Source organism: Streptomyces sp. NPDC057302, assembly GCF_042667685.1.
Taxonomy (GTDB): domain Bacteria; phylum Actinomycetota; class Actinomycetes; order Streptomycetales; family Streptomycetaceae; genus Streptomyces.
In genome coordinates this window covers 1-25,839 of the sequence record NZ_JBHUZJ010000057.1, presented here as the reverse complement: position 1 = coordinate 25,839, position 25,839 = coordinate 1, and the positions used below count along the sequence as shown (strand labels likewise).

General features: G+C 71.1%; 26 protein-coding genes, 1 tRNA gene and 1 pseudogene. 14 read left to right on the top strand and 14 right to left on the bottom strand.

Annotated features, from left to right (window positions below; all coding sequences use genetic code 11):
• The first annotated feature begins 30 nt into the window (after positions 1-30).
• On the top strand, positions 31-681 hold the full coding sequence (locus ACFUPX_RS30750; RefSeq protein WP_383329918.1) for a LytR C-terminal domain-containing protein: 651 nt from the start codon (positions 31-33) through the stop codon (positions 679-681).
• 47 nt (positions 682-728) lie between these two features.
• Here ACFUPX_RS30750 and upp read toward each other — a convergent pair whose 3' ends face one another.
• Positions 729-1,364, bottom strand: coding sequence for a uracil phosphoribosyltransferase (upp, locus tag ACFUPX_RS30745; protein ID WP_135331553.1), 636 nt, complete (start codon positions 1,362-1,364; stop codon positions 729-731).
• Between the two features lie 168 nt (positions 1,365-1,532).
• Here upp and ACFUPX_RS30740 point away from each other — a divergent pair, with 168 nt between their 5' ends.
• From ACFUPX_RS30740 to ACFUPX_RS30700, 9 genes are all read left to right on the top strand, one after another.
• Entirely contained in the window at positions 1,533-1,718 is a 186-nt protein-coding gene (locus ACFUPX_RS30740; protein ID WP_383329915.1) for a hypothetical protein, read from the top strand.
• A gap of 205 nt (positions 1,719-1,923) precedes the next feature.
• Positions 1,924-2,499, top strand: a complete 576-nt coding sequence (locus ACFUPX_RS30735) for a hypothetical protein (protein WP_383329999.1) — start codon at positions 1,924-1,926, stop codon at positions 2,497-2,499.
• A 90-nt stretch (positions 2,500-2,589) separates the two neighbouring features.
• The gene (gene tadA / locus ACFUPX_RS30730) at positions 2,590-3,021 is read left to right on the top strand and encodes a tRNA adenosine(34) deaminase TadA (RefSeq protein ID WP_383329996.1); all 432 of its coding nucleotides are present in this window, start codon (positions 2,590-2,592) and stop codon (positions 3,019-3,021) included.
• 79 nt (positions 3,022-3,100) lie between these two features.
• Positions 3,101-3,185, top strand: a tRNA-Ser gene (locus ACFUPX_RS30725).
• Between the two features lie 434 nt (positions 3,186-3,619).
• Entirely contained in the window at positions 3,620-3,799 is a 180-nt protein-coding gene (locus ACFUPX_RS30720) for a hypothetical protein (RefSeq protein ID WP_383329912.1), read from the top strand.
• Positions 3,800-3,857: 58 nt separating this feature from the next.
• A complete protein-coding gene (locus ACFUPX_RS30715) occupies positions 3,858-4,151 on the top strand; it encodes a Dabb family protein (RefSeq protein WP_383329909.1) in 294 nt (97 codons plus the stop codon).
• Between the two features lie 237 nt (positions 4,152-4,388).
• Complete coding sequence (locus tag ACFUPX_RS30710) at positions 4,389-5,279, top strand: RNA polymerase sigma factor SigF (protein ID WP_383329906.1); 891 nt, start codon at positions 4,389-4,391, stop codon at positions 5,277-5,279.
• 244 nt (positions 5,280-5,523) lie between these two features.
• Positions 5,524-6,384 carry an RNA polymerase sigma factor SigF gene (locus ACFUPX_RS30705; protein WP_383329903.1) on the top strand — a complete coding sequence of 287 codons (861 nt, stop codon included), beginning with the start codon at positions 5,524-5,526 and terminating at the stop codon, positions 6,382-6,384.
• A 90-nt stretch (positions 6,385-6,474) separates the two neighbouring features.
• A complete protein-coding gene (locus tag ACFUPX_RS30700) occupies positions 6,475-7,278 on the top strand; it encodes a hypothetical protein (protein ID WP_383329900.1) in 804 nt (267 codons plus the stop codon).
• A 36-nt stretch (positions 7,279-7,314) separates the two neighbouring features.
• On the opposite strand, the gene ACFUPX_RS30695 is transcribed toward ACFUPX_RS30700, so the two are convergent.
• Positions 7,315-7,518, bottom strand: coding sequence for a hypothetical protein (locus ACFUPX_RS30695; RefSeq protein WP_249589006.1), 204 nt, complete (start codon positions 7,516-7,518; stop codon positions 7,315-7,317).
• Between the two features lie 172 nt (positions 7,519-7,690).
• Here ACFUPX_RS30695 and ACFUPX_RS30690 point away from each other — a divergent pair, with 172 nt between their 5' ends.
• The 4 genes from ACFUPX_RS30690 to ACFUPX_RS30675 all read left to right on the top strand — a co-directional run bounded on the left by ACFUPX_RS30690 (position 7,691) and on the right by ACFUPX_RS30675 (position 12,177).
• On the top strand, positions 7,691-8,170 hold the full coding sequence (locus ACFUPX_RS30690; RefSeq protein WP_383329896.1) for a MarR family winged helix-turn-helix transcriptional regulator: 480 nt from the start codon (positions 7,691-7,693) through the stop codon (positions 8,168-8,170).
• 14 nt (positions 8,171-8,184) lie between these two features.
• Positions 8,185-10,710, top strand: a complete 2,526-nt coding sequence (locus tag ACFUPX_RS30685) for an MFS transporter (RefSeq protein ID WP_383329893.1) — start codon at positions 8,185-8,187, stop codon at positions 10,708-10,710.
• 159 nt (positions 10,711-10,869) lie between these two features.
• Entirely contained in the window at positions 10,870-11,688 is an 819-nt protein-coding gene (locus ACFUPX_RS30680; RefSeq protein WP_383329891.1) for a YceI family protein, read from the top strand.
• Between the two features lie 27 nt (positions 11,689-11,715).
• A complete protein-coding gene (locus ACFUPX_RS30675) occupies positions 11,716-12,177 on the top strand; it encodes a PPOX class F420-dependent oxidoreductase (RefSeq protein ID WP_383329889.1) in 462 nt (153 codons plus the stop codon).
• Here the strand turns inward: ACFUPX_RS30675 and ACFUPX_RS30670 are convergent.
• The 12 genes and pseudogenes from ACFUPX_RS30670 to ACFUPX_RS30615 all read right to left on the bottom strand — a co-directional run.
• Entirely contained in the window at positions 12,174-12,956 is a 783-nt protein-coding gene (locus ACFUPX_RS30670; protein ID WP_383329886.1) for a TetR/AcrR family transcriptional regulator, read from the bottom strand. The two genes, ACFUPX_RS30675 and ACFUPX_RS30670, sit on opposite strands and share 4 nt — an antisense overlap.
• Before the next feature lie 95 nt (positions 12,957-13,051).
• Complete coding sequence (locus ACFUPX_RS30665; protein ID WP_383329883.1) at positions 13,052-14,569, bottom strand: MFS transporter; 1,518 nt, start codon at positions 14,567-14,569, stop codon at positions 13,052-13,054.
• 147 nt (positions 14,570-14,716) lie between these two features.
• Positions 14,717-16,828, bottom strand: a complete 2,112-nt coding sequence (locus tag ACFUPX_RS30660; RefSeq protein WP_383329880.1) for an ArnT family glycosyltransferase — start codon at positions 16,826-16,828, stop codon at positions 14,717-14,719.
• Positions 16,825-18,201: a glycosyltransferase gene (locus ACFUPX_RS30655; RefSeq protein WP_383329877.1), complete on the bottom strand. Its 1,377-nt coding sequence runs from the start codon at positions 18,199-18,201 to the stop codon at positions 16,825-16,827. Before ACFUPX_RS30655 ends, ACFUPX_RS30660 begins: the two co-directional genes overlap by 4 nt.
• A 26-nt stretch (positions 18,202-18,227) precedes the next feature.
• Positions 18,228-19,868 (bottom strand): sensor histidine kinase, encoded by a 1,641-nt coding sequence (locus tag ACFUPX_RS30650; RefSeq protein ID WP_383329874.1) that lies wholly within the window; start codon positions 19,866-19,868, stop codon positions 18,228-18,230.
• Complete coding sequence (locus ACFUPX_RS30645; protein WP_383329871.1) at positions 19,865-20,626, bottom strand: response regulator transcription factor; 762 nt, start codon at positions 20,624-20,626, stop codon at positions 19,865-19,867. Before ACFUPX_RS30645 ends, ACFUPX_RS30650 begins: the two co-directional genes overlap by 4 nt.
• Before the next feature lie 74 nt (positions 20,627-20,700).
• A pseudogene (locus ACFUPX_RS30640) lies at positions 20,701-21,622 on the bottom strand (amidohydrolase family protein).
• Positions 21,603-21,983, bottom strand: a complete 381-nt coding sequence (locus tag ACFUPX_RS30635; RefSeq protein WP_383329868.1) for an antibiotic biosynthesis monooxygenase family protein — start codon at positions 21,981-21,983, stop codon at positions 21,603-21,605. The pseudogene ACFUPX_RS30640 and the gene ACFUPX_RS30635 overlap by 20 nt, the downstream one beginning before the upstream one ends.
• A 148-nt stretch (positions 21,984-22,131) precedes the next feature.
• A complete protein-coding gene (locus ACFUPX_RS30630; RefSeq protein ID WP_383329865.1) occupies positions 22,132-23,034 on the bottom strand; it encodes a DUF2797 domain-containing protein in 903 nt (300 codons plus the stop codon).
• Positions 23,035-23,112: 78 nt separating this feature from the next.
• Entirely contained in the window at positions 23,113-23,760 is a 648-nt protein-coding gene (locus ACFUPX_RS30625; protein ID WP_383329862.1) for a hypothetical protein, read from the bottom strand.
• A 5-nt stretch (positions 23,761-23,765) separates the two neighbouring features.
• On the bottom strand, positions 23,766-25,067 hold the full coding sequence (locus ACFUPX_RS30620; RefSeq protein WP_383329859.1) for a hypothetical protein: 1,302 nt from the start codon (positions 25,065-25,067) through the stop codon (positions 23,766-23,768).
• The coding region (locus tag ACFUPX_RS30615; protein ID WP_383329856.1) for an ATP-binding cassette domain-containing protein at positions 25,067-25,839 on the bottom strand (773 nt) is incomplete at its 5' end. The genes ACFUPX_RS30620 and ACFUPX_RS30615, both read right to left, overlap by 1 nt.

The window sequence follows — 25,839 nt, the reverse complement described above, 5'->3', positions numbered from 1 at the left end:
ATCACGGCGTCGTCGCACTACGCTGCGCCCATGAGCATGCTCACTCCCCCCGGCATGGGCGGCAAGTACCGCATCACGGGGTCCAAATACCCGCGTATGCGCCGAAACCGCGGCCGCCGCAGGATCGTGCTCGCGGTGGTCGCGTCCGTCGTGGCGGTCGGCCTGATCGGCTGGGGAACACTGCAGCTCATCGACGTCTTCACGGGCGGCAGCAAGGCCACGGCGGCGAGCTCGCGCAGCGGCTGCGCGGCCAAGCGGCCCGCCCCCTCGGCCGAACCGACCGCGCCCAAGGCGCTGCCGAAGCCCGGCCAGATCAAGGTCAACGTCTTCAACGCGACGCCCCGCGGCGGTCTCGCCAAGGACGTGGCGGCCGAGCTGAAGAAGCGCGGCTTCGCCGTCGGCAAGGTGGACAACGCGCCCAAGGAGTACGACAAGAAGGTCAAGGGCGCCGGGATACTGCTCGGCGCCAAGTCCGCCACGGACAGCGCGCTGCCGGTGCTCGGCACGCAGCTCGCGGGCGCCGAGAGCCGCACGGACGCCCGCAAGGGCGACGAGGTGGACCTCATCCTGGGCGCGAAGTTCAAGGATCTGGCAAAGAAAAAGGACGCCGACAAGGCTCTGGCGGTACTCGCCACACCCAAGCCGACGCCCTCGCCGTCAAACGGCCAGAAGGACTGCTGAACCAGCGCTGAACCAGCGCTGAACCAACGCTGGACAACCGCTGAGCGCTACTCCGCGGTGCCGTACATCCGGTCACCCGCGTCGCCGAGACCCGGCACGATGTAGCCGTTCTCGTTCAGGCGCTCGTCGACCGAAGCCGTCACGACCGTCACCGGCGTCCCCGCGAGCTCGCGCTCCATGACCTCGACGCCCTCGGGGGCGGCGAGCAGCACCACGGCGGTGACGTCGTCCGCGCCGCGCTTGATCAGCTCCTGGATGGCCGCGACGAGCGTGCCGCCGGTGGCCAGCATCGGGTCGAGGACGTACACCTGGCGCCCGGAGAGGTCCTCCGGCATGCGCGTCGCGTACGTGGACGCCTGGAGCGTCTCCTCGTCGCGGATCATCCCGAGGAAGCCCACCTCGGCGGTCGGCAGGAGGCGCACCATGCCGTCCAGCATGCCGAGCCCGGCGCGCAGGATCGGTACGACCAGGGGGCGCGGGTAGGACAGCTTGACGCCGGTCGTCGGGGTGACCGGGGTCTCGATGTCGACCTGCTCGGTGCGCACGTCCCGGGTGGCCTCGTACGCGAGCAGGGTGACCAGCTCGTCGGCGAGGCGCCGGAAGGTAGGGGAGTCGGTGCGCTTGTCGCGCAGCGTGGTGAGTTTGTGCGCCACCAGCGGGTGGTCGACGACGTGGATCCGCATGCCGTCAACAGTAACCGCGCCCCGGGCCCCCGACCGCTCCCGGGACCGCCCGGACTCTCCCGCGACGGACGGCCGCACCGCGCCCCCCGCGCCCCGGGAACACCCCGCGCTGGCATCAAACCCGCCGTACGGGGGAAAGTGGACGTACGACCTGGGGTGGTGTTGCCCATGCCGGACAGAGAGCCCGGCGGCCGAGAGCCGGACCGCGAGACCGAAGCCGAGCGCCGACGGCGCCGCGCCCAGTTCCTGAACGAACGGGCCGAGGCCATCGAGCTCCGCGACCGTGTGAAGCCGCGCCGCGCCCGGGCGGCACGGATGCGTCAGCAGATGCGTATGCGCACGTTCCGCTGGTAGCTGCCACCTCTCACGCAGGCAACAGAGAGCCGTCCGGGAAACGCGACGCGGACACAGCGGGCGGAAGACCTCTCCTTGGGCCGTGGTTTCTGCCACGATTCCGAGTGGGCGGGGCTTGGAACAGCAACTCCCCCGCTCCCCGAACTCGCCGGGGGGACACCCGAACCGTCAACCGGCACTGTCTATGACCAGTGGGAGAGTCACGGTGTACTTCGCCGCACTGCTCGCGCGCACCGAAGACGGGTGGGAAGCGAGCGACACGGAGCTCGACGATGTGGAGACCCTGTCGGATCTGACCGACCTGGCCCGCGAGGCCACGGCCGGCAGCGCTGAGGACGACACCGTCCTCGTCTTCATCGAACAGGAGGACGCCTGGTTCGGCGTCGTCCGCGTCGACGGTGAGGAGGACCCTCGTATCTACGTCTCGGACGCGGCCGCGGCCGCCCGGAGTTCGTACGGCGAGATCCTGCTCACCGACGAGATGCTCGGCCGCGAGCCGGGCACCGATGACCCGGGCGTCGATCTGGACGCCCTCGACCTGGACGGCACGGAGGACGGCGAACCCGCCGATTCCGACGACGCCGCCCCCGATTCCACCGCCGACGACGACACGGGGGACGCCGCGGGCGACGCGGTGCCCGCGGGCCCCCTCGGCGACCCGGAGCTCCTGAGCGACCTCGGCGTGCCCGAGAAGGAGCTGCTCGGCCTGGAGCCCGGTGACGCGCTCAGCGACATCGCCGAGATCCTCGGGGCGGCGGAGGTGCTCGAGACCGTCCGCTAGGTTCCGGGTGTGACCGACCGGAACGCCTCCCGCCCCCCGCCCGGCCCCGACCGGGAAGCCGATCCCGTACGCGACCGCTGGCGGGCCGCCATGCGGCTCGCCCTGGCCGAGGCCGAACTGGCCGTCCAGGGCGGCGATGTGCCCGTCGGCGCCGTCGTGCTGTCCCCGGACGGCACGACGGTGCTCGCGGCGGGCCACAACGAACGCGAGGCGACCGGTGACCCGACCGCGCACGCGGAGGTGCTCGCCCTCCGCCGGGCCGCCGCCGCGCTCGGCGAGTGGCGGCTGACCGGCTGCACGCTGGTGGTGACCCTGGAGCCCTGCGCGATGTGCGCGGGCGCGCTCGTCCAGTCCCGGGTCGACCGGGTCGTCTACGGAGCGCGTGACGAGAAGGCCGGAGCCGCGGGCTCGGTCTGGGACGTCGTACGCGACAGAAGGCTCAACCACCGTCCCGAGGTGATCGAGGGCGTCCTCGCGCAGGAGGCGGCGGGGCTCCTCACCCGCTTCTTCCGGGGGCGCTGACGCGGCTGCCGGCCCCCGCGGGCAGCCTTCGGCCAAACGGATTTCTGACCACGGGGCACTTTGGGCTAGAGTTCCTCTCGGTAGCGTGTCCGAGCGGCCGAAGGAGCTCGCCTCGAAAGCGAGTGTGGGGAAACTCACCGTGGGTTCAAATCCCACCGCTACCGCTCTTGATACGAAGGCCCCGTCCGCGAGGACGGGGCCTTCGTCGTTTCCCCGGCACCCACAAGGCCCGCGCACGCGGCGGAGCCCCGGCGCCGTGAAAGCGCCGGGGCTCCGTCCCGCATTGGACGGGGGAAGCGGCATCGGGGGGACAAGCCGCTTCCCCCGGTGAGGACTGGAACCCTCTGACCGGCGCCGTCATTCGGGGGAAACAGACGGCGCGCGGCCCCGCAGTGGGGCCAGTCCCTTGCCCGCGGATTCCTGCCAGATCCGCTGGGGCACATGACCAATCCTGCGCCCCGCGCCACCTGGAGCGGCCCGGCAAAGGGCCTCTGCTGCCGGGCCGTTGGTCCTTAAAGACCTCGTGAGGACGTGCCGGGTTAGACTCTCGCCCGTCACAGGGGTCACAGGGCGCAGCAGGTAAGGGGAGGCCGGGAGCATGGCCGTGCAGTGGAAAAAGATCGGGCTCTTCGCGGTCGTCGTCTTCATGCTCTACGTGATCATCACTGACCCGGCCAAGGCCGCCGACTACGTCCAGATAGGCTTCGAGGCGGTTTCGGACGCCGCTCGGAGCATCGGTGACTTCATGACGTGGGTCGCCAACGGAGGCAAGGACTGAGCGGCTCGTCCCGCCGCCCCCTCCTTATCGCCCCTCTCCGCCCTTCCCAGGAGTGCGCATGATCCGCCATCTGGTCCTCTTCAAGCTCAACGACGGTGTGGAGCGCGACGAGCCGCGCGTCGTCGAGGGGGTCGAGGCCTTCCGCGCGCTCGGCGGGCAGATCCCGGAGCTCTCGTTCTGGGAGTGCGCCTGGAACATCACCGACCGGCCCATCGCGTACGACTTCGCCATCAACTCGGCGGTCGAGGACACCGATGCGCTGAAGCGCTACCTGGAGCACCCCGCCCACCAGGCGGGTGTCGCACTGTGGCGGGAGTTCGCCACGTGGGTGATCGCGGACTACGAGTTCTGAGCCGACCGGCTCAGCAGCCCTGCGCGAAGCGGGCCCCTCACCGGAACGGTGAGGGGCTTTTCTGCGTCGTACGGCCCAACTTGCCCCTCAACACGTAGTTATCGGGTGCTTGCACACAGTGCACATGTCTTGTGATGCTATGACCGCTTTTGACGGATGAGTTGACCAGGGTCGGCTGATCTTGACTGAGCTCGACAGGACTTGACTGGGCTTGACCGAGAAGGGGTGGCGTTGACCGTGCCGGCCAGTACTGCGCCCGAAGCACCACCCGTGACCCCGCAGGCGAGCAGCGGCCCCGCGGCGCCGAGCACGGCGCCCGCGCCGGGCCCCCAGGGCGCCCTGCCCGCCGAGCGGGCCCCCAGCAGCAGGGGAGCCGACACCCGGGCCCTGACGCAGGTGCTCTTCGGCCAGCTCAAGGATCTTGAGCCGGGCAGCCCCGAGCACGGCCGCGTCCGCGGTGCGCTCATCGAGGCCAACCTGCCGCTGGTGCGGTACGCCGCCGCCCGCTTCCGCAGCCGCAACGAGCCGATGGAGGACGTCGTCCAGGTCGGCACGATCGGCCTGATCAACGCCATCGACCGCTTCGACCCCGAGCGGGGCGTGCAGTTCCCGACCTTCGCGATGCCCACCGTGGTCGGCGAGATCAAGCGGTACTTCCGCGACAACGTACGAACGGTCCATGTGCCGCGCCGTCTTCACGAGCTGTGGGTGCAGGTGACCGGGGCGACCGAGGACCTCACCACGGCGTACGGGCGCTCGCCCACGACCGCGGAGATCGCCGAGCGCCTGCGCATCACCGAGGAGGAGGTCCTGGCCTGTATCGAGGCCGGACGTTCCTACCACGCAACGTCGTTGGAGGCGGCCCAGGAGGGCGACGGGCTGCCCGGTCTGCTCGACCGGCTCGGCTATGAGGACCCCGCGCTCGACGGAGTCGAGCACCGCGATCTCGTACGCCATCTCCTCGTCCAACTGCCGGAGCGCGAACAGCGCATCCTGCTTCTGCGCTACTACAGCAATCTGACGCAATCACAGATCAGCGCCGAATTGGGCGTTTCTCAGATGCATGTGTCAAGACTGCTGGCCAGAAGCTTTGCACGACTTCGATCCGCAAATCGTATCGAGGCGTAACCGTAACGAGTGGACTGCTCTCACGGCGGTTCCCGACGTTCTCACGAGCAGAAATGCCTCAGACCCCCTCTTTCCTGCATCGATGTCACCCTTATTTGTCGACAAGTAACTACAGCGTGTTGCCGACATGTGACATTCTGCTGGAACCGCGTTTGCCGCAGCCCCACGTCCGGTATTCAGGTGGAGGCTGCGTTCCTCCGACGGGAGCGTCCGCCGTGACCGTCCGCGACCTCAAGGGGGTGGCATGTCCGCAGACCAGGGCAGCTCGAAGGTGCTCACGCTCACGAAGAGCGAATCAGCGCCCGACGTGCTGGTGAGTCCAGTAGTTTCCGGGACTTCCGGCGCCATCGACACCCGCACCCTGTCCCGCTCCCTGTTCCTGCGGCTCGCCGCACTCGACAAGGACAGTCCCGAGCGTGTCTACGTGAGGGACACGCTGATCGAGCTCAACCTCCCCCTCGTCCGGTACGCGGCGGCCCGCTTCCGCAGCCGCAACGAACCGATGGAGGACATCGTCCAGGTCGGCACGATCGGCCTGATCAAGGCGATCGACCGCTTCGACTGCGAACGGGGCGTGGAATTCCCGACGTTCGCGATGCCGACGGTCGTCGGCGAGATCAAGCGCTTCTTCCGCGACACCAGTTGGTCGGTGCGCGTGCCGCGCCGCCTTCAGGAACTGCGGCTCGCGCTGACGAAGACGAGCGACGAGCTGGCGCAGAAGCTGGACCGCTCGCCGACCGTGCCCGAACTCGCCAAGGCGCTCGGGGTCTCCGAGGAGGACGTGGTCGACGGCCTGGCCGTCGGGAACGCGTACACGGCCTCGTCGCTCGACTCCCCGGCCCTTGAGGACGACGGCGGCGAGGGCTCCCTCGCGGACCGTCTGGGGTACGAGGACAGCGCCCTGGAAGGCGTCGAGTACCGCGAGTCGCTCAAGCCGCTGCTCGCCAAGCTGCCGCCGCGCGAGCGCCGCATCATCATGCTGCGCTTCTTCGCGAACATGACGCAGTCGCAGATCGGCGAAGAGGTCGGCATCTCGCAGATGCACGTCTCGCGCCTGCTCACGCGGACGCTCTCGCAGCTGCGTGAAGGGCTCATCGCCGACTGATGTCGCGCCCCCTGTGGCTCAACGCGCCGCAGGGGGACCGGAGTTGCTGACGGGGTTCCTAATTGACGACCCGTCAGCCACACTGGCGCGATGCGACGTGGCATGCGGAACGTACTGGGTGCGTCTACGGCTGCCCTGTGCCTGGGCGGGCTGCTCGCCGCCTGTGGCGGCGGGGACGGCGACGGCTATGTGGCCACGGGGCCGGCTGCCGCGGGGCCTGAGCGGGCCGCGGGCAAGGGTGTCGCCCCTACCGGGGACGTGGAGTTGGTGCCGCTGGACGGCAGCGAGGCGCCTGGCGGCGGCGACGGCGCCAAGGGCGCGGGCGGCGGCTCCGGGCCGTCGGAGCCCGGCTCCAGCGAATCCACGGGCAAGTCAGGTAACGGCAAGGCTGGTTCGGACTCCCCCGCGGCCCCGGACAGCAGCGGCCCCTCGGCCGATGGCGCCAAGCCCGGCCGCACGCAGGGAAGTTCGGGCGGCAGCTCGACGGGAAGCCCAGAGGGCGGCGGTACGAGCGGCACTCCCTCCGCGCCCGGCGGTGGCTCCGGCACCGGGTCCACCAGGCCCAGCGGCCCCACCGGCCCCACCGGCCCCGCGAAGCTCAGCGTCGGCGAACCGCAGCGCAAGCCCGCGGCTGACCGCTGGTGCGAGAAAGTGACCGTCTCCTTCAAGAACACCGGCGGGTCGCCGGTGGACTCGGGCACGGTCACCCTCGGTACGCACGTGATCGGCGCCCTCGGCGTGGACTGGGCGACGCTCGACTCCACCCACAAGCTGCCCGCACCCATCGGTGCGGGGAAGACCGTGAAGAAGACCTGGCCCGTATGTGTGGACGCGTGGCGGGTGCCGCTGGGGATGCATGTGGAGACGCGGGACGTCTCCGTGAAGTGGAAGTAGCGCGCCTTTACCTGATGGGCGCCCCGGCCGGGAGGTCTACTTCAGCGCCAGCCAAGCCACCCCCGCCACCACCACGATGGCGAGTACGACGCCGATGATCAGGCCGATGCGCGGGCCCGCGGGCGCCGCCGCCGGCTGCTGTGCTCGGCCCTGCGGGGACTCGTCGACGAAGGCGCGGAACATCTGCGTGCTGCCGGCGGGGTCGGGGGTGTTCTGGGGGCCCTGGGGGTTGTGTGCCATAGCGCAGGACCCTAGCGAACCAACGGGGGTCGGCCCAACCCCCGCTGACCACTGACTTTACGTGCGCAGCCCCAGACCTTTACCGACTCTTTAGGGCGTTGGTCCAGTTTTAGTTTGCCTGCGGCAACCAACTGTCTCTATGGTTGCCCTAAGCAACAACATAGGAGGTGCCGTGGCCGCGCAGCGTCAGTACGAGGAGCTGGCCCGACAGCTCAGCGCCATCGGTGCCGTGAAGCGAGGCCTCGGAAGGGGCCTGCCGCACGACTGCCCGGGTGGATCGGCCGCCGTACTCGTCCTGCTCGACCGGCACGGCGCGATGCGGATGAGCAGGCTCGCGGAGCTGCTCGCCGTCGACATGTCGGTGACCAGCCGGCACGTCGCCCATGTCGCGGAGAAGGAGTGGATCCGCCGTGATCCCGACCCCGCCGACAAGCGCTCCCGCATCCTGAGCCTCACGCCCCAGGGCAGGATCAAGCTCGATGAGCTGAATGAACTGTCGATCAAGACGCTCACCCACTACTTGCATGACTGGTCAGACGACGAGGTCGTCCAGCTCAGCACGCTGCTCGCGCGACTGCGCGACAGCTTCGGGGACTGCCGTGCGGCTTCGGCCCGGCTCCCCTTCGAAGAGACCACCCGTACACCCGCGTAACGAAGAGGAAGCCCATGGCAACAACCACACCATCCGGTGTGCGGGGCAGCCACGCCAAGCACGGAGCCGCGCACGACGCGAGCGCTCCGATGACACACCGGCAGATCATGGAGGCCCTCTCCGGCCTCCTGCTCGGCATGTTCGTCGCGATCCTGTCGTCGACGATCGTCTCCAACGCCCTGCCTGAAATCATCGGCGACCTGGGCGGCGGCCAGTCCGCCTACACCTGGGTCGTCACCGCATCGCTCCTGGCGATGACGGCGACCACGCCCCTGTGGGGCAAGCTGTCGGACCTCTTCAGCAAGAAGGCCCTGGTCCAGATAGCCCTGATCATCTACGTGCTCGGCTCGGTCGTGGCCGGCCTCTCGCAGAACGCCGGGATGCTGATCGCCTGCCGTGTCGTCCAGGGCATCGGCGTCGGCGGTCTCTCCGCCCTCGCGCAGATCGTCATGGCCGCGATGATCGCCCCGCGTGAGCGCGGCCGTTACTCCGGCTACCTGGGTGCGACCTTCGCCGTCGCCACCGTCGGCGGCCCGCTGCTCGGCGGTGTCATCACCGACACCTCGTGGCTCGGCTGGCGCTGGTGCTTCTACGTCGGTGTGCCCTTCGCGATCATCGCCCTGATCGTGCTGCAGAAGACCCTGAAGCTCCCCGTCGTGAAGCGGGACGTCAAGGTCGACTGGAGCGGCGCCTTCTTCATCTCGGCGTCCGTCTCCCTGCTCCTGGTCTGGGTGACCTTCGCGGGCGACAAGTACGACTGGATGTCCTGGCAGACCGGCGCGATGGTCGGCGGTTCGATCGTCCTGGGGCTGCTCTTCCTGCTCGTCGAGTCCAAGGCACGCGAGCCGATCATCCCGCTGCGGCTCTTCCGCAACCGCACGATCACCCTCGCCTCCATCGCCTCGCTCTTCGTGGGCGTCGGCATGTTCACGGGCACGGTGTTCTTCAGCCAGTACTTCCAGCTGGCGCGCGACAAGTCGCCGACGATGTCCGGCGTCATGACGATCCCGATGATCGCGGGTCTGTTCGTCTCCTCGACGGTCTCGGGCCAGATCATCACCAAGACCGGCAAGTGGAAGGCGTGGCTGGTCTCCGGCGGCGCGCTCCTGACCGCGGGTCTCGGCCTGCTCGGCACGATGCGCTACGACACCGAGTACTGGCACATCGCGATCTTCATGGTCCTCATGGGTCTCGGCATCGGCATGATGATGCAGAACCTGGTGCTCGCCACGCAGAACCAGGTCGCTCCCGAGGACCTCGGCTCCGCGAGCTCGGTCGTCACCTTCTTCCGTTCCCTCGGTGGCGCCATGGGCGTCTCGGCGCTCGGCGCCGTGATGGCGACCCGCATCACCCACTACGTGAAGGACGGCGTCGCCGACCTCGGCCCCAAGGCCGCGGGCATGGGCCACGGCGGCACGGGCGGCGGCGGCATCCCGGACCTGGACAAGCTCCCGGCCCCGTTCCGCACGATCATGGAGAGCGCCTACGGGCACGGCATCGCCGACGTCTTCCTGATCGCCGCGCCGCTCGCCTTCGTCGCCTTCCTGATCACGATCTTCATCAAGGAGGTCCCGTTGCGTACGTCAGGTGCGCTGGCCCAGGCCGCCGAGTCGGCCGACGCTCCGGTCACCGCCCCGGCGGCGGCCACCACGGCCGCCGACGAGCAGCCGGTACTCGCCTCCGTGGGCGCGCACACCGAAGCGGGCCCCGACGGCACGCAGCGGCTCGCCGCGGTGGCCTCCACGGCCACCGGTGACGTGCCCCCGCAGGCCATCGGCGGCGGAACTCCCGTACACGGCTTCGTCCGTGGCGCGGAGAGCGCTCCGGTCCCGCGGGCCGCGGTCACGCTGATCTCCCTCGGGGGACGGCAGCTGGGCCGTGCGGTGGCGCAGGGCGACGGGTCCTACGCGGTCGACGCTCCCGGCGCCGGGTCGTACGTACTGATCGCGTCGGCCGACGGCTTCCAGCCGCAGGCCTCCACGATCGTCGTCTCCGACGAGGCGCTGACCTACGACATCCTGCTGAGCGGCACGAGCGGCCTCAGCGGTGTGGTGCGGGCCTCCGACGGCAAGCTGCCGGTCACCGGCGCCATGGTCATCGTGACCGACGTCCGCGGCGACGTCCTGGCCACCGGGCTCACCGGTGAGCAGGGCGAGTTCACCTTCGCCGAGCTGGTGCCCGGACAGGTCACCATCGCGGTGAACGCCGCGGGTCACCGCCCGATGGCGCTGCCCGTCGAGGTCGGCGCGGTCGGCGTCACCCGGGTCGAGGTCGAGCTGAAGGCCGGTTCGCAGGTCCTTGGCACCGTCCGCTCCAAGGGCGGGCCGCTGAACGACGCGCGGGTCACCCTCGTGGACGCGGCGGGCAACGTCGTCTCCACGGCGACCACCGGGTCGGACGGCGCGTACGCCTTCACCGACCTGGACAACGGCGAGTACACGGTCATCGCGACCGGTTACCCGCCGGTGGCGACGGGCCTGACCGTCGCCGGAGAAGGTGTCGGCGACCACGACATCGAACTCGCCCACCCCGGCGAGTAATCAACCCCGGCCCGTGCGCGCGCTTTCGAGCGGATGGGCGCGCACGGGCCGGTAGTGGAAAGGGCCCCCGGGTTGGTGGTGACGTACACGGCAGGGGACGGCCGTGTCACCGCCGCCGGGGGCCGCACTCTTTTTCAGCTCGGCAAGGAGAAAAACGGGATGGGACTCAGCGCTCGGATCCGGACGCGTGACGGGTGGGCGGTGTCGCACGCCGTCGTCACCCTGACGGACATGACAGGCGCGCAGGTGCTGCGCGCGGCGGCGGACGGGGAAGGTGCGGTACGCGACGCGACGGATCTTCCGCCCGGCCCCTACACCGTGATCGTCACCGCGGTCGGCTACGCGCCCGTGGCCTCGACCGCGCTCGTCACGGCGAGCGGCCGTGCCGAGGTGGGCAACATCGTCCTGGCCAGGCAGGGCGGCACCGAACTGCCGCCGCCCGGCCCCTGGACCATCGACCCGGCGCACTCGACGGTGGGCGCGGTCGCCCAGCACCTGGGGATCACCAGCGTGCACGGCCGGTTCACCGACTTCGGCGGACGCGTGGAGATCGCCGAGGACGTGGAGAAGTCGCGTGTCGAGGCGGTCATCAGGTCCGCGTCCATCGACACGGGCAACGGCATGCGCGACGGCCACCTGAAGTCGCCCGACTTCCTGGACGTCGAGCAGTACCCGGAGCTCGTCTACCGTTCGACGGGCCTCACGCCCGCCGGTTCGGACCGCTGGACGGTGCACGGCGAGCTCCAGATGCACGGTGTCGTACGCCCGGTCGACCTCGACCTGAGCTACCTGGGCACCGGGGCGGACCCCTGGGGCGGCACCCGCGCGGCGTTCCGGGCCACGGCGGAGCTGCGCCGGGAGGACTTCGCCATGAACTACAACCAGGTGGTGCAGGCGGGCATCTCGGCCATCGGGACCACCCTGCGGGTGGAGCTGGACATCCAGGCGGTCCAGGGGGAGTCCCTCCCCCAGGCCTAGCGGTCCGTGCGGGATTAGGGTGCGTCCATGGCACCCAACATCGCTACCAACACCACGGTCTCGGTCGACGAGTTGCTCGACTTCGTCCGCCCCAGGCACCGGGCCATCCTGCTCACCGCGCGGGCGGACGGGACCCCGCAGGGCTCGCCCCTGACCTGCGGGGTCGACGACTCCGGACGAATCGTGGTGTCCACGTACCCGGAGCGGGCCAAGACCCGCAACGCCAAGCGGAATCCTCAGGTCAGCGTCATCGTGCTCAGCGACGAGTGGAACGGCCCCTGGGTCCAGATCGACGGCACGGCCGAGGTCATCGACTCCCCGGAGTCGGTGGAGCCCCTCGTCGAGTACTTCCGGAACATCTCCGGCGAGCACTCCGACTGGGACGAGTACCGCGAGGCGATGGTGAAGCAGGGCAAGTCCATCATCCGGATCACCCCTCAGCGGTGGGGCCCGGTGGCCACCGGCGGCTTCCCGGCAGCCAAGGCCTAGCGGCCGGGTTCGAGCGTGGCCTCGATCCCGGCCACCAGCAGATCGAGCGCGACCGCGAAGTCCAGCTCCCACATCTCCTCGACCGTGGACCCGCCCCGCGCCTCCATCATGTCGGCGGAGCTGTGCAGGGTCTCCTCGAGCGCCGGATGGGCGCTGACCGCACCCATGGCCTCCTTGAAGTACTCCTCGGGCGTGAGCCCGGCCGCCGCGCACCGCGCGATGTAGTGGCCCTGGACCGTGCCGAATCCGTACACGAACTGGAAGACCGCGGCGATCGCCCCGGCCTGCTTCTCCGTCGGCAGGCCGGTCCCGCGGACCACTCCCTGCACGGCCAGCGAGAACCGGATCCAGTTCGGGCCGATGTTGAGGAAGTTGCCGACGAGCGGCGAGACCCAGGCGTGCCGGACCAGCAACTCCCGGTACTCCTGGGCCAGTTCGCGCAGCGTCTGGCGCCACCGGTCGGGCGTGACCGCATCCGGGTCGGGCAGGGCCATCTCCCCGGCGGCCGTGTCCAGGGCCAGTTCGAGAAGGTCGTCCTTGGTGTCGACGTACCAGTACACGGACATCGCCGTGACGTTCAGATCCGCCGCCAGGCGCCGCATGGAGAACTTGGCGAGGCCCTCCTCGTCCAGGAGGCGGACCGTGGCCTCGGTGATGCGCTCCCGGTCCAGGCCCGACGGCTGGTCACTCCTGCGGCCCGCGCCGTTCCGGGGGGCTTTGCCCTCCAGCCAGACACTGGTCCGCGCGGGGCGCTTCGCGCGATCGGCTGCCTTCGCCATGGCGCACCTTCCTGGTCCTGAGCTCTTGTACCGATACCGGTCCCACAGGGCGGGCGACAGACCGGAATCGGCCGGTCCGTCGCCCGTCCTCGATGCTATGCGGACGCCGTCGCCGGGTCCGTCCTGGCAGAGTCTGCCCTCTCCGCGCGCTTCAGCAACGCCGCTGCCAGCAAGCCCCCGAGGAGCACGGCCACCGCGCCCACCAGCTGGCTGGTCTCCAGGCCCGACGAGAACGCGTCGGCGATCTTCGTACGTTCGGCGTCCGACCCCGCTGCCGCCAGCGCGGCGGGCAGCGAGACGGCGGAGACCGTGACGAGCGAGGCGAAGCGCGAGTTCAGGACGGCGCCGAGCACGGCCACGCCCAGACCGTTGCCGAACTCCGCGAGCGTGCCGTTGACGCCCGCGCCCACACCCGCTTTCTCCGGAGGGATCGCGCTCATGATCGCGTTGGCCATGGCGGGCATGGCGAGCGCGATGCCCGCGCCCATCACGATGAGACCGGTCAGCATCCCGGCGTAGTTGTCGCCGCCGAGCAGGGCGATCCCGGCGAGGCCCGCGGAGAGCAGGGTCATGCCGATGGCGATCGTCGCGGGAGTGCTCGTCCGCTTCAGGAGGCGTGCGCCGAGGCCGGTGAGGTTGAGCACGACGACGGTGACCGCCATCGGCGCCGTGCGCAGGCCCGCCTCCAACGGCTCGTACCCGAGGACGAACTGGAGGTGCTGGGTGAGCAGGAACAGCGAGCCGCCCATGCCGAAGGCGACCAGGATGGCGCCCGCGACGGCGCCGATGAAGCGCTGGTTGCGGAAGAAGTGCATGTCCAGCATGGGGTACGGGATGCGCAGCTCCCAGAAGACGAAGGCGCCCAGGACGACCACGCCCACCGCGGCGGCGACGAGCACCTGCGTCGACGTCCAGCCGTGCTCGGGGCCGGAGATGATCGCGTAGACGACCGAGGCCATGCCGATCGTGGAGAGCAGGGCGCCGAGCAGGTCGGGGCGGTCGCCCTGCGGGTTCTTGGACTCGGGGACCAGCTTGATCACGGCGGCGAGCGCCAGGAGCACGACGGGGATGTTGATCAGGAAGATCGCGCCCCACCAGAAGTGGTTGAGCATGACGCCGCCCATCAGCGGGCCGAGCGCGAAGCCGAGCGAGTTGACGGTCGACCAGAGGCCGATCGCCTTCATCCGCTCGCTGTCGTCGAAGATCTGCACGACCACGGCGAGCGTGGTGGTGATCAGGAGCGCGCCGCCGATGCCCATTCCGGCCCGCGCCGCGATGAGCTGCGCGGAGGACTGGGCGAGACCCGCGACCAGCGAACCGATGCCGAAGAGCGCGAGGCCCGCGGTGAGCATCTTCTTGCGGCCGTAGCGGTCGGACGCGCTGCCCGCGGTGAGCAGCAGCCCCGACTGGACGAGCGAGTAGGCGTTGATCATCCACTGGATGTCGGCCGTGGACGCGTCCAGTTCCTCGGTGAGGGAGGGGATGGCGACGTTCAGGACGGTGTTGTCCAGGAGGACGGTGAGCTGGGCGAGGCAGATGACGCCGAGGATCAGCCAGCGCTGGGGGTGTCCTTGCGGGGTTATGGGGGTCTCGGCGGTCGTCGTTGCCGTCATGCCTCCCTCTCCTTCTTCTTATACGGTGTACGTGCGGTCAGCGATGTACACCGTAAAGCATCTCCCGTACGGCGTACAAGAGAGTTTTCGGCAGAGATGCGGCAGGGCCGGCCGCGGGTGGCGGCCGGCCCTGGTGTGCGGGAATCGTCAGCTCTTCGCCTGGGTCAGGTCGTAGAAGGTCGCGCTGCCGACCGTGATCTTCTTGAAGGTGTCCTCCACCCATGAGGTGATCTTGGAGGAGGTGCCGCTGTCACCGCCCATGCCGCCTCCCATGCCACCGCCCGAGATGAAGTAGTGGACCTTTCCGTCCTCGACGTACTGCTTGAACTGGGCCAGGGTCGGTGCCGGGTCGCTGCCGTTGAAACCGCCGATGGCCATCACCGGGTCGCCGGTGGCCAGTTGGTAGCTCGCCGCGTTCTGCGAGCCGATGGCCGCCGCCGCCCAGGTGTAGTCCTCGGCGTTCGCCTCCAGGAGCTTCTTCGCCTCGGCGCTGACCTGGGCGCCGTCGAGGAGGCCGCCCATGCCGCCGCCTCCGCCCATGCCGCCGCGCTCGCCGGTGCGTGCGCCCTGCTGCTGGCCCTGCTGGCCCTGGGTGCCCTGGGTGCCGCCCGGGGCCTGGCCGTTCTGGCCACCCGTGGGCGGCTGCATTCCGCCGCCGCCTCCCTTGCCGCCCCCGCCGGGACCGCCGCCACCGGGACCGCCGCCCCGCCCCGCCGAAGCCGGACCCGCGGTCACGATCGACCCGGTGTGCGCGCTGTTCACGGTGGAGAGGGTGTACGCGACAGGACCCGCCACGGAGGCGGCGAGACCCAGCCCCACCGCCGCGAGGGCCAGTTGACGCCCGAGCCGGGCCGCGAGCAGCAGCCCGAGCGCGCCCACGATGCCGCCGACGAGCACCGCCCAGCGCAGCCACGGCACGTAGTCCGGGGTCCGGCCCAGGAGCGTGTACCCCCACCAGGCCGTGCCCGCGACGCTCACGCCGAGCAGCGCGCCCGCCCACCACTTGGCGCGCTCCTCCCACAGGACCGTGGCGCCCATGCCGATCAGCGCCGCGATGTAGGGCGCGAGGGCGATCGTGTAGTACTGGTGGAAGATCCCCGCCATGAAGCTGAAGACGGCAGCCGTCATCAGGAGCGCGCCGCCCCAGGCCACGAACGCCGAGCGCGTGGTGTCGGTCCTGCGGGCCTTCCAGGTCAGGATGATGCCGCCGACGAGCAGGAGCAGCGCGGCGGGGAGCAGCCAGGAGATCTGGCTGCCGACCTCGGAGTTGAACATCCGCCCGAGGCCGGTCTCGCCCCACTGGCCGCCACCGCCGCCGCCTCCTCGGCCGCCGCCTCCGCCCACGCTGCCGGCCTCTTCGCCGTTGATGCGGCCGAGGCCGTTGTAGCCGAAGGTCAGCTCAAGGAAGGAGTTGTTCTGCGAGCCGCCGATATACGGACGCGAGGACGCGGGCCACAGTTCGACGATCGCCACCCACCAGCCACCGGCCGCGATCATCGCGAGCCCGGAGAGGGCGAGCTGGCCCAAGCGCTTGCGAAGGCGGACGGGCGCGCACACCGCGTACAGGACCGCTAGCGGCGGCAGGATCAGGAACGCCTGGAGCGTCTTGGCCAGGAAGGCCGCGCCGACCGCGACGCCCGCCCACACCAGCCACTTGGTGCGGCCGTGCTCCAGGGCGCGCAGGACGCAGTACACGGTGACGGTCATCAGGAGCGCGAGCACCGCGTCCGGGTTGTTGAACCGGAACATCAGCGCGGCGACGGGCGTGAGCGCGAGCACCGCGCCCGCGATGAGCCCGGCCGCCGGGCTGAAGCGACGGCGCACGGCGGCGTAGAGCACACCGACCGTGGCGACCCCCATGAGCACCTGCGGGGCGAGCACCGCCCAGGAGTTGAGCCCGAAGAGGCGTACGGACAGGGCCATCGGCCAGAGCGCGGCCGGGGGCTTGTCGACGGTGATCGCGTTGCCCGCGTCCAGCGAGCCGAAGAACATCGCCTTCCAGCTCTGGCTGCCCGCCTGGACGGCCGCGGAGTAGAAGGAGTTGGCGTAGCCGGACGCGCTGAGGTTCCAGAAGTAGAGGACCGCGGTCGCGAGCAGCAGGCCGAGGAAGGCGGGGCGCGCCCAGCGCGGGTCGTCGTGGCGACCGCGCCAGAGCCGCGCGGGCAGGGTGCGGGTGCCCCGGTGGGCCCTGCCCGCACCCGGCGCCGCGTGCGGCGGCGCGGGAGGCAACGCGGGCGCGTCGTGGGAAGTCGTCGTCATCGTGCGTTCCTCGGGTCGTGTGCGTGGTCGTGCGCGTGGTCGTGCGCGTGGTCGTTCGCGTAGGTGAGCGCGTACGAGGACGGGGGCGAGGCCGGGGCGTCCGGCAGTGCCGCGTCGGAGCGGCGGTCCGGGAAGACCCAGGCCCGCAGGAGCAGGAACCGCAGCACCGTCGCCGCGAGGTTGGCGGCTATGAGCACCGCCAGTTCCGTGGAGTGGGACGGGTCCCCCGAGGCCGCGCCGAGGGCGGCCAGCGAACCGCTGGTGAGGGCGAGCCCGATGGCGAACACCACCAGGCCCTGCGCCTGGTGGCGCATCGCGCGGTCGCGGCCCCGCACCCCGAAGGTGAGGCGGCGGTTGGCCGCGGTGTTGGCCACCGCCGAGACGAGCAGGGCGAGCGCGTTGGCCACCTGCGAGCCCGAGAACGTACGGAAGCCGGAGTACAGGAGCAGATAGAAGAGCGTGGAGAGCGCGCCGACCACGCAGAAGCCGACCAGCTGGCGGGCGAGACCGCCCGGCACTCCGGGCAGCTGCCGGTCGCGCGGATCGTCCCCGAAGGGGCGCGCGAGACGGTCGAGAGGGAGCGCGCCGACCGCGAGGGCGCGCCCGACCCGCAGCACCCCCTTGAGGTCGTCCGTGGCCGTCCTGACCAGGTGGACCGTGGAGTTCGGGTCGTCGACCCAGTCGACCGGCACCTCGTGGATGCGCAGCCCCGCGCGCTCGGCCAGCACCAGCATCTCGGTGTCGAAGAACCACCCCGTGTCCTCGACCAGCGGCAGCAGCACCGCCGCCACGTCACCCCTGATCGCCTTGAACCCGCACTGGGCGTCGGAGAAGCGTGCGTGCAGCGAGCCGCGCAGGATGAGGTTGTAGCCGCGCGAGATGAACTCCCGCTTGGGTCCGCGCACCACGCGCGAGCTGCGCGCGAGCCGGGAGCCGATCGCCAGGTCCGAGTGCCCGGAGATGAGCGGGGCGACGAGCGGGAGCAGCGCGTTGAGGTCGGTGGACAGGTCCACGTCCATATAGGCGAGGACGGGGGCGTCCGATGCGGACCACACGGCGCGCAGCGCCCGCCCGCGCCCCTTCTGCTCGAGTCGCGTGTAGCGGACCTCTTCGCTCGCCGCCGCGAGCTGCGCCGCCACCTCGGGGGTGCGGTCCGTGGAGGCGTTGTCCGCGATGGTGATGCGGAAGGGGTAGGGGAAGGTGCGTACGAGATGGTCGTGCAGGCGCCGCACACACGGCTGAAGGTCCTTCTCCTCGTTGTAGACGGGGATGACGATGTCCAGGACGGGCACATCGCGCCGTCCGGCGGGAAGGTGGGCCCGCGCCGGCAGAGGGACCGAGCAAGCGCCGCCCGGAGAAGAGTCGGTTTGCATGACACCGACATTCGCCAAGTGGTCTGTCAGGCCTGTGTGGTGAGCCTGTGGCCCGCCTGTGAGTCCCGTCCGGAGCTGCTGACCTGGGACGATGCCGGGCCTGGCACCTGTTCGTGCGCGGCTTCGTGCGCGGCTTCGTACGCGGCTTCGTACGCGGCGGGCAGCGCCACCGTGAACACCGTCCGTCCCGGCACGCTGTCCACCGTCACACGGCCGCCGTGCGCCGCCACTATCGCCTCTACGAGGGCGAGACCGAGCCCCGTCGACCCGGCGTTGCGGGAGCGCGACGCGTCGCCGCGGGCGAAGCGTTCGAAGACGTGGGGGAGGAGGGCGGGGGCGATGCCGGGGCCGTCGTCCTGGACCTCCAGGCACACGCCGGTGGCGGCCCGCCGCACGCGTGCGGTGACCTTCGTGCCCGGTGGCGTGTGCGTACGCGCGTTGGCGAGGAGGTTGACGACGACCTGCTGGAGGCGGGCCGCGTCGGCCAGGACGAGCGCGGGCTCGTCCGGCAGTTCCAGGGACCAGACGTGCTCGGGGCCCGCGGCCCGCGCATCGCTCACGGTGTCCACGACCAGCGGCGAGAGATCAGTGCTCTGATACGAGAGCGGCAGTCGGGCCCCCGGCCCACCACCTCCCGTACGCCCGCCGTCCCGCCCCTCGTCGAGGCGCGCGAGCAGCAGCAGGTCCTCCACGAGCCCCGTCATCCGCTGCGCCTCGGACTCGATCCTGCCGAGCGCGTGCCGCGTGTCGGGCCCGGTGGACTCCCGCCCCCGGCGCGTCAGTTCGGCATAGCCGCGGATCGAGGCCAGCGGCGTACGCAGCTCGTGGCTGGCGTCCGCCACGAACTGGCGTACCCGCGTCTCGCTCTCCTGGCGTGCGTGCAGCGCCGAGTGGACGTGGTCGAGCATCCGGTTGAGCGCGGCGCCCACCTGCCCGACCTCCGTGTTCGGCTCGGCGTCCCGGACGCGCTCGTACAGCGTCACCTCGCCGCTGTGCAGGGGCAGTTCGGAGACCCGGGTCGCGGTCGCCGCGACCCGGCGAAGGGGGCGCAGCGCGACGCCGACCATGGCGGCGCCCGCGAGCGAGGCGGCGACCAGGCCCGCGGCGGTGACGCTGACCTCGACGATGATCAGCGTTTCGAGGGTGTTCTGCACCTTGGCGGTGGGGATGCCGACGAGGAAGTCGCCGTTGGGCCCCGTCGCGTACTCCACGCGGTACTCGCCGAGGTCGGGGATGTCGACGTTGTGCTCGTGCCCGTCACGCGGCACGGAGCCGAGCGCGGCGGACTGCGCCGCGTCCAGCCGGTCCGTCCGCGGCTCGAAGCTGCCGCTGGCCGGATCGGCGCTGACCAGGGCCTCGCCCACCGATCCGTCGTCCTCGACGACGGCCCCGATGGTGCCGACCTCCTGGGGCCCCTTGGCCACGAACCGCAGCGGATCGCCCGGATCCAGGGACGGCTTTCCGGGGCCCTCGCCGCCCGGCTTCGGCTCCATGCCTTTCGCGCGCATCGCGACCGTACCGAGCGAGCTGTCCAGCTGGTCGTACAGATGCGAGCGCAGCGCGATGGTCGTCACCGTGCCGATCACCGCGCAGACGACGGCGATCAGCGCCACCGCCGAGACGACGAGCCGCGTCCGCAGCGACCGCGGCTGCCGCCGCCCTCTCATGAGGCGGCTGCCGCCTCGATCGAGGGTGCGGCCTTGATCAGGTATCCGGCACCGCGCCGGGTGTGGATCATCGGCTCACGGCCGGCGTCGAGCTTCCTGCGGAGATACGAGATGTAGAGCTCGACGACGTTGGCCTGGCCCCCGAAGTCGTAGTTCCACACGCGGTCGAGGATCTGCGCCTTGCTGAGCACGCGCCGCGGATTGCGCATCAGATAGCGCAGGAGCTCGAACTCGGTGGCGGTCAGGTGGATGGAGTCCCCGCCCCTCGTCACCTCGTGGCTGTCCTCGTCGAGGGTGAGGTCGCCGACCGCGAGCACGGATTCGCTGCGCCGGTCGGAGGCCCCGGCCCGGCGGATGAGCCCGCGAAGGCGCGCGACGACCTCCTCCAGGCTGAACGGCTTGGTGACGTAGTCGTCGCCCCCGGCGGTGAGCCCGGCGATCCGGTCCTCGACGGCGTCCTTGGCCGTCAGGAAGAGCACCGGCACGTCGGGCAGCTCGCGCCGCAGCCGTCCGAGCACGGCGAGGCCGTCCATGTCCGGCAGCATCATGTCGAGCACCACGGCGTCGGGCCTGAAGGCACGGGCGACGCGCACGGCACCGGCGCCGTCCCCCGCGCTGCGGATCTGCCAGCCCTCGTAGCGCAGGGCCATGGAGAGCAGCTCGGTCAGCGACACCTCGTCGTCGACGACGAGCACGCGGACGGGGCTGCCGTCCGCCCTGAGCAGTTCGGTACGCCCCTGGGGCGAGGTCGTAGTCATGGCAGACAGCCTGCGCCGGGGCCCTGAGAGTGCTCTTGCCAGAAGCTGTGAATTCCCTGAGAAACGACCGTGCGCTAGGCGGTGGCGCCCGGCAGCCCGAAGAGCCGGGCCGCGTTCCCGTGGCAGACCGCCCGCAGCCAGTCGTCACCCAGGCCGAGCCGCTCCAGGGCGTGCAGCTGATGGACGTACGGGTGCGGGGTGTTGGGAAAGTCCGAGCCCAGCAGGATGCGGTCACCCATGTCGGCGAGCCGCGGCAGCTCCGCGCGCGGGAACGGCGAGAGCCCCTCGCAGAAGTCGGTGAACGTCAGGGTCGTGTCCAGCCTCACCTCGCCGTACCGCTCGGCGAGGTCCAGGAAGTCGGCGTACTCCGGCATGCCCATGTGCGCCACGACGAGCCGCAGCCGGGGATGTTGCGCGAGCAGCCGCCCGATCGGCTCGGGACCGGTGTGCTTGCCCGGCGCGGGCCCCGACCCGCAGTGCACCACGACCGGGATCCCGGCATCGGCGAGCAGTCCCCAGACGGGCACGAGCGCGGGGTCGTTCGGGTCGTAACCCCCCACCTGCACATGGGACTTGAAGATCCTGGCCCCCGCTTCGACGGCGTCCCGCACATACGCGTCCGCCCCCGGCTCGGGAAAGAAGGTCGCCGTCTGCAGACATCCGTCCACCCGCCGGGCGAAGTCGACGGCCCACCCGTTGAGCCACTGCGCCATGCCCGCCTTGTGCGGATAGATCATCGACGTGAAGGCGGTGACCCCGAACTCCCGCAGCAGCGCGAGGCGTTGCTCCTCCGCGTACCGGTAGGCGATGGGCCACTGCACGCCGGTCAGCGGCCCGGCGGAATCGAAGTACTCCCACACCTTGGCCGCGCTCGGGCATGAAGTGCGTGTGTACGTCGATGAGTCCGGGCAGCGCGAGCCGCTCCCAGAAGTCACGGACGGCCCTGCCCTCACCGCCGTCCAGGGCGGCCTCGACGTCATCCCCGCACAAGGTCATCACCCCGCTCGAAGCCGTGGCTCCGCTCCACCTTGGCGACGTGGACGACGTACTTCTCGTACCACTGGGCACGCCCGCGCTTCTGCGCCGTGCGGTGCTCGGCGTGGCCGCGCCACCGCAGGATCGCCTCCTCGTCGCGGAAGTAGCCGACGGTGATGCCGAGGCCGCCGGGCGTCCGCGCGGAGTCCATGCCCAGGAAGCCGGGCACGGAGGCTACGAGGTCGTCCATGCGGGCGCCGGTCTCGTCGTAACCGTCGTCGGCGTGCCCGATGTCTTCGGCTTCGGTTCTCAGCGAGGTGAACACGACGGTGTAGTAGGGAGGTTCGAAGGGCGGGACAGGACCGACAGGCTGATCACTCATGTCCCCCAGACTCGGCCGCGCCCCACCCGCCTGTCCAGCCTCTCCCCGCCTTCATTGCCGTACGGGCAGCCAGACTTGACCATCCGGTCAGCTTCGGCGGCGGGCAAGGCCGAGAGCCCGGCCGAGCGTCCGGGCGAGCGCGAGTGGCTCAGAAGAGCCCACCCTGGACGAGGGGCATCTCCCGCACGGGAACGGTCGTGCGCGCCGCGTCCCCCGCCCCTTCGAGCCGCCACCCCCGCAGCAGCCTGCTGTCCAGCACGACAAGGCGCCCGCCGTCGTCGAGACAGACGTCGGGCCCGGCCACCGCGACGAGATCCCCCAGCACCACCCCGCCGTCGACCAGCTCGGTGACGGCGAACCCCCCTACGCCCGCGAGCCGCTCCACCCCGAACACCTCACCGTGGTCCACCACCCCGTGCTCCCCGTGCTTCCCGTGCTTCCCGTGCTTCCCGTGCACCCCCAGCGCCACCCGCTCCAGCGACTCGGGCCACCCTTCGAGCCCGAGGGCGAAGCCGTGCATCCGCTCCAGTTCGCGCCGCCGCTCCTCCACGCCCGGCAAGGTGGCCCTGGCGGCCCGCTTCTTCGCGTACGAGATCCGGTCCGGCACCCCGAGGGCGACCCTCAGCAGCTCCTCGGCCCGGCGCGCGGCCATCAGGGGCCCGCGCCCCAGCCAGGCGAAGGCCACGGCTCCCTGTTCGAGCAGCCGGGCCGGGCCGCGCTCCTCGCGGGTGATGCCGACCTTCACCATGCCGGTGCCGAACCAGGCGAGATAGACGCGGTAGGTACGCGGATCGTCGGCGATGGTGTCGGCGGCCACGGAGTGCGCCCGGTCGAGCCGCGCGCAGTCGGCGCACCGGGCCTGCGTGCCGCGCTCCGGTACGACGGCGGCGACCGGGCAGGGATTCCCGCGCGCGCCCACGCACTCCCGCCGCCCCCGCGCCCGGAAGCCCACGCGCCGCCCCACGACCAGCGGACTGACGTCCCCCCGCTCCCACACGAGCACGGGCCGCTCACTGTCCGCCCAGCTCAGCCCCGCGCTACGCCACTCCATGAGGACAGTCTCGCGCAGCCTCCCCCGCCGCCGCCTACTGCCTTCTCCTACCTCTTCTCCTGCGCTTCTCCTGCGCTTCTACTGCTCGGCCCGCTCCGTCTGCCGGGGCCGCCCGGTGGCTGCCGCGACCGCACCGGCCAGCCACAGCAGCACGGCCACGACGGCGGCCGACGTACTGGACGACGCGTGCAGCGACCACGCCCACGGCTCCGGGGTGTTGTCGCTGTCCACGCCGAGCAGCAGCGTGGGGCCGAACATGCCGAGCGGCAGCAGCCAGGCGAGCCCGCTGCCGAAGAGGCGGGCGCTGATCATGCCGAGGCCGAGATAGCCGACGACATTGCGGGCCGCGGAGCCGAACACCTCCGCGGTCGCGCCGCCGAGCAGCGGCAGCGCGGTCAGGCCCATGGCCAGGGCGAGCAGCACCACCAGATAGCCGCCCCGCAGGCGGCTCATCGGCTGGGCCGCGGTCTGCTCCAGGTCCGCCATCGGCGAGAACAGCGTGGTGGCGAGGACCACGGCGTGGGCGAGCGGCACGACCTCGGCCACCGGCACGCTGAAGTCGACGAGATACCGGAACTCGGGCACCGCGACCCGCTGCCCCGCGAACACGGTCGCCGCCAGGGCGACGAGCAGCGCGACGCCGGTGGCCCGGGGCAGGCCACGACACCGTACGAAGGCGACGACGGCGTGTGCCCGAGGGCTGCGCGCCGCAGCGAGGCCCCGCACCAGGCTCACCGCGGCGGCTCAGGGACGGGCCGGCAGGCGCGGATCTCCCCGGCCGCCGCCTCGATCCACGCGTCCTGCCGCGCGGCCGGGGCCTTGGTGATCCCGGCGAGTACGCGGCCGAACTTCTCGCCGTAGTACTCGCTGGGCGCTCCGGCACGGGCGCGGATGACGGCTTCGAAGAGGAACGTGTCGGGGTAGCCGCCGGTCTCCTTCAGCAAGTGGGGCTCGCAGGAGGGGGACTTGGGCTGCGGCAGGGCAGCGGCGAACAGGGCGTCGGTCAGGTCGGCCTCGGTCTCCGCGGGCGTCATCAGGGACAGTTCGGCGCTACGGCCCGCGGGCCGGTCGAGGCCGCTCGCGTAGAAGGCGCGGTTGAGCCCCTTCAGGTTGCCGAGCCGCTCGTCGACGGTCTTCACGGCGGCGCGGGCCTTGGGCAGCAGATGGCGGTCCTCCGGCCACAGGCACACCTTCGTACGGCCGCTGGTGGCGCAGAGTTGCTCCGCCGGCTGGGCCTTGCGCACCGCCCAGTACGAGTCGGGCGTCGGCGTACGGAAGGCGACCAGCGCACCGCCCGCGACGACGGCGGCCACCACGAGCGCCCCCAGGACGAGTGGCCGCGGGGCGAGCGCCGCGCGGCGCCGCAGCGCGGGCAGGGCGGTCAGGAGCAGTGCGAAGGCCACGCACCAGGCGAAAGCGATCAGCATGCGCGCCGTGTTGGGCTCGAACTCCGAGCTCCAGAACTCGTCTATCGCCGGGAACAGCTTGTCCAGCGGAGTGTCGGGGACGAACGCGACGAAGACGAAGAGCGCGTACCAGAAGATCCCCGCGAAGGGGGCGACCACGCGGGACGGCAGCGCCGAACCGATCGCGACCCCCACGGCGATCTCCAGGCCCATCATCCCGGCGCCGAGCAGCAGCGGTGTCCAGGCGGGTTCGCTGACGTCGCTGACCCCCGCGGTCCGCGAGAACGCGACGGCCACCAGGACGGCGTACGCGACCATGGCCCACAGCCACACCGCGAGCCAGAGCAGCAGCGACTGCGCCCAGCCGCCGCGGGCCGCGGTGTCCGACCAGACCCTGGTCCGGTGCCGGAAGGCGCGGCCCGCGCCCCAGGCGGCCGCGGCGCTCATCACCGAGCCCATCACGATCACCGAGTAGAGCTGGACCTGGAGGCTGGTCTGGGTCCACCAGCCGATCCAGTCGCTCTCGTCCGGGCTCTCGGCGGTGAAGTAGTAGACGCCGATCGCGCCCATGAGCGCGGCGGCCCACTTGGCCTCGCCGCGCCGCATCTCGGTCAGCAGCACGCGCATCAGGTCGCCACCGCTTCCGTCCCCGCCAGCTGCAGATACCCGGCTTCCACGGCTCCCCCGTCGACCTCCGCGCCTTGTGCGCCGTCCCCGCCCGGCAGCGCGCACAACTCACCGACCGTCCCCGTGAAGCGGACCGACCCGTCGAGCAGGACCGCGACCCGGTCGCACACATGGGCGACGTCCTCGGCGAGGTGGGTGCTCATCACCACGGCCGCGCGCTCGCCCAACTCCTGGATGAGGCTGCGGAATCCGACGCGCTGGGCCGGGTCGAGGCCGACGGTCGGTTCGTCGAGGAGCACCAGGGAGGGTTCGTTGACCATGGCCTGGGCGATGCCGACCCGGCGCAGCATGCCGCCGGACAGGGCGCCCATCCTGCGGTCGGCGTGCTTCTCCATCTGTACGAGGCGCAGCGCGTCGCGGGCCCGCTCGCGCCGCTGGGCCGCGGGCACCTTGCGCAGCCAGGCCGCGTACTCGGTGAACTCCAGGACGGTGAACCGGGGATAGAACCCGAAGGACTGCGGAAGCACCCCGATCCGCTGCCGGATCCGCCCCACCCGCGCCCGGCCCGGCGCCTCGTCCCCGAGGAGGGTGACCGTCCCGGACTTGGGTCTGCGCGCCGTGCTCAGGAGGGACAACAGGGTGCTCTTTCCCGCCCCGTTGGGACCGAGCAGCCCGGTGACCCCGGAGGGGAATGCGAGGGATACGTCGTCGAGGGCGATCGTGGAGCCGTACTGGACGGTCACGGCCGCGACCGCCGCGACCGGCTGGGAGC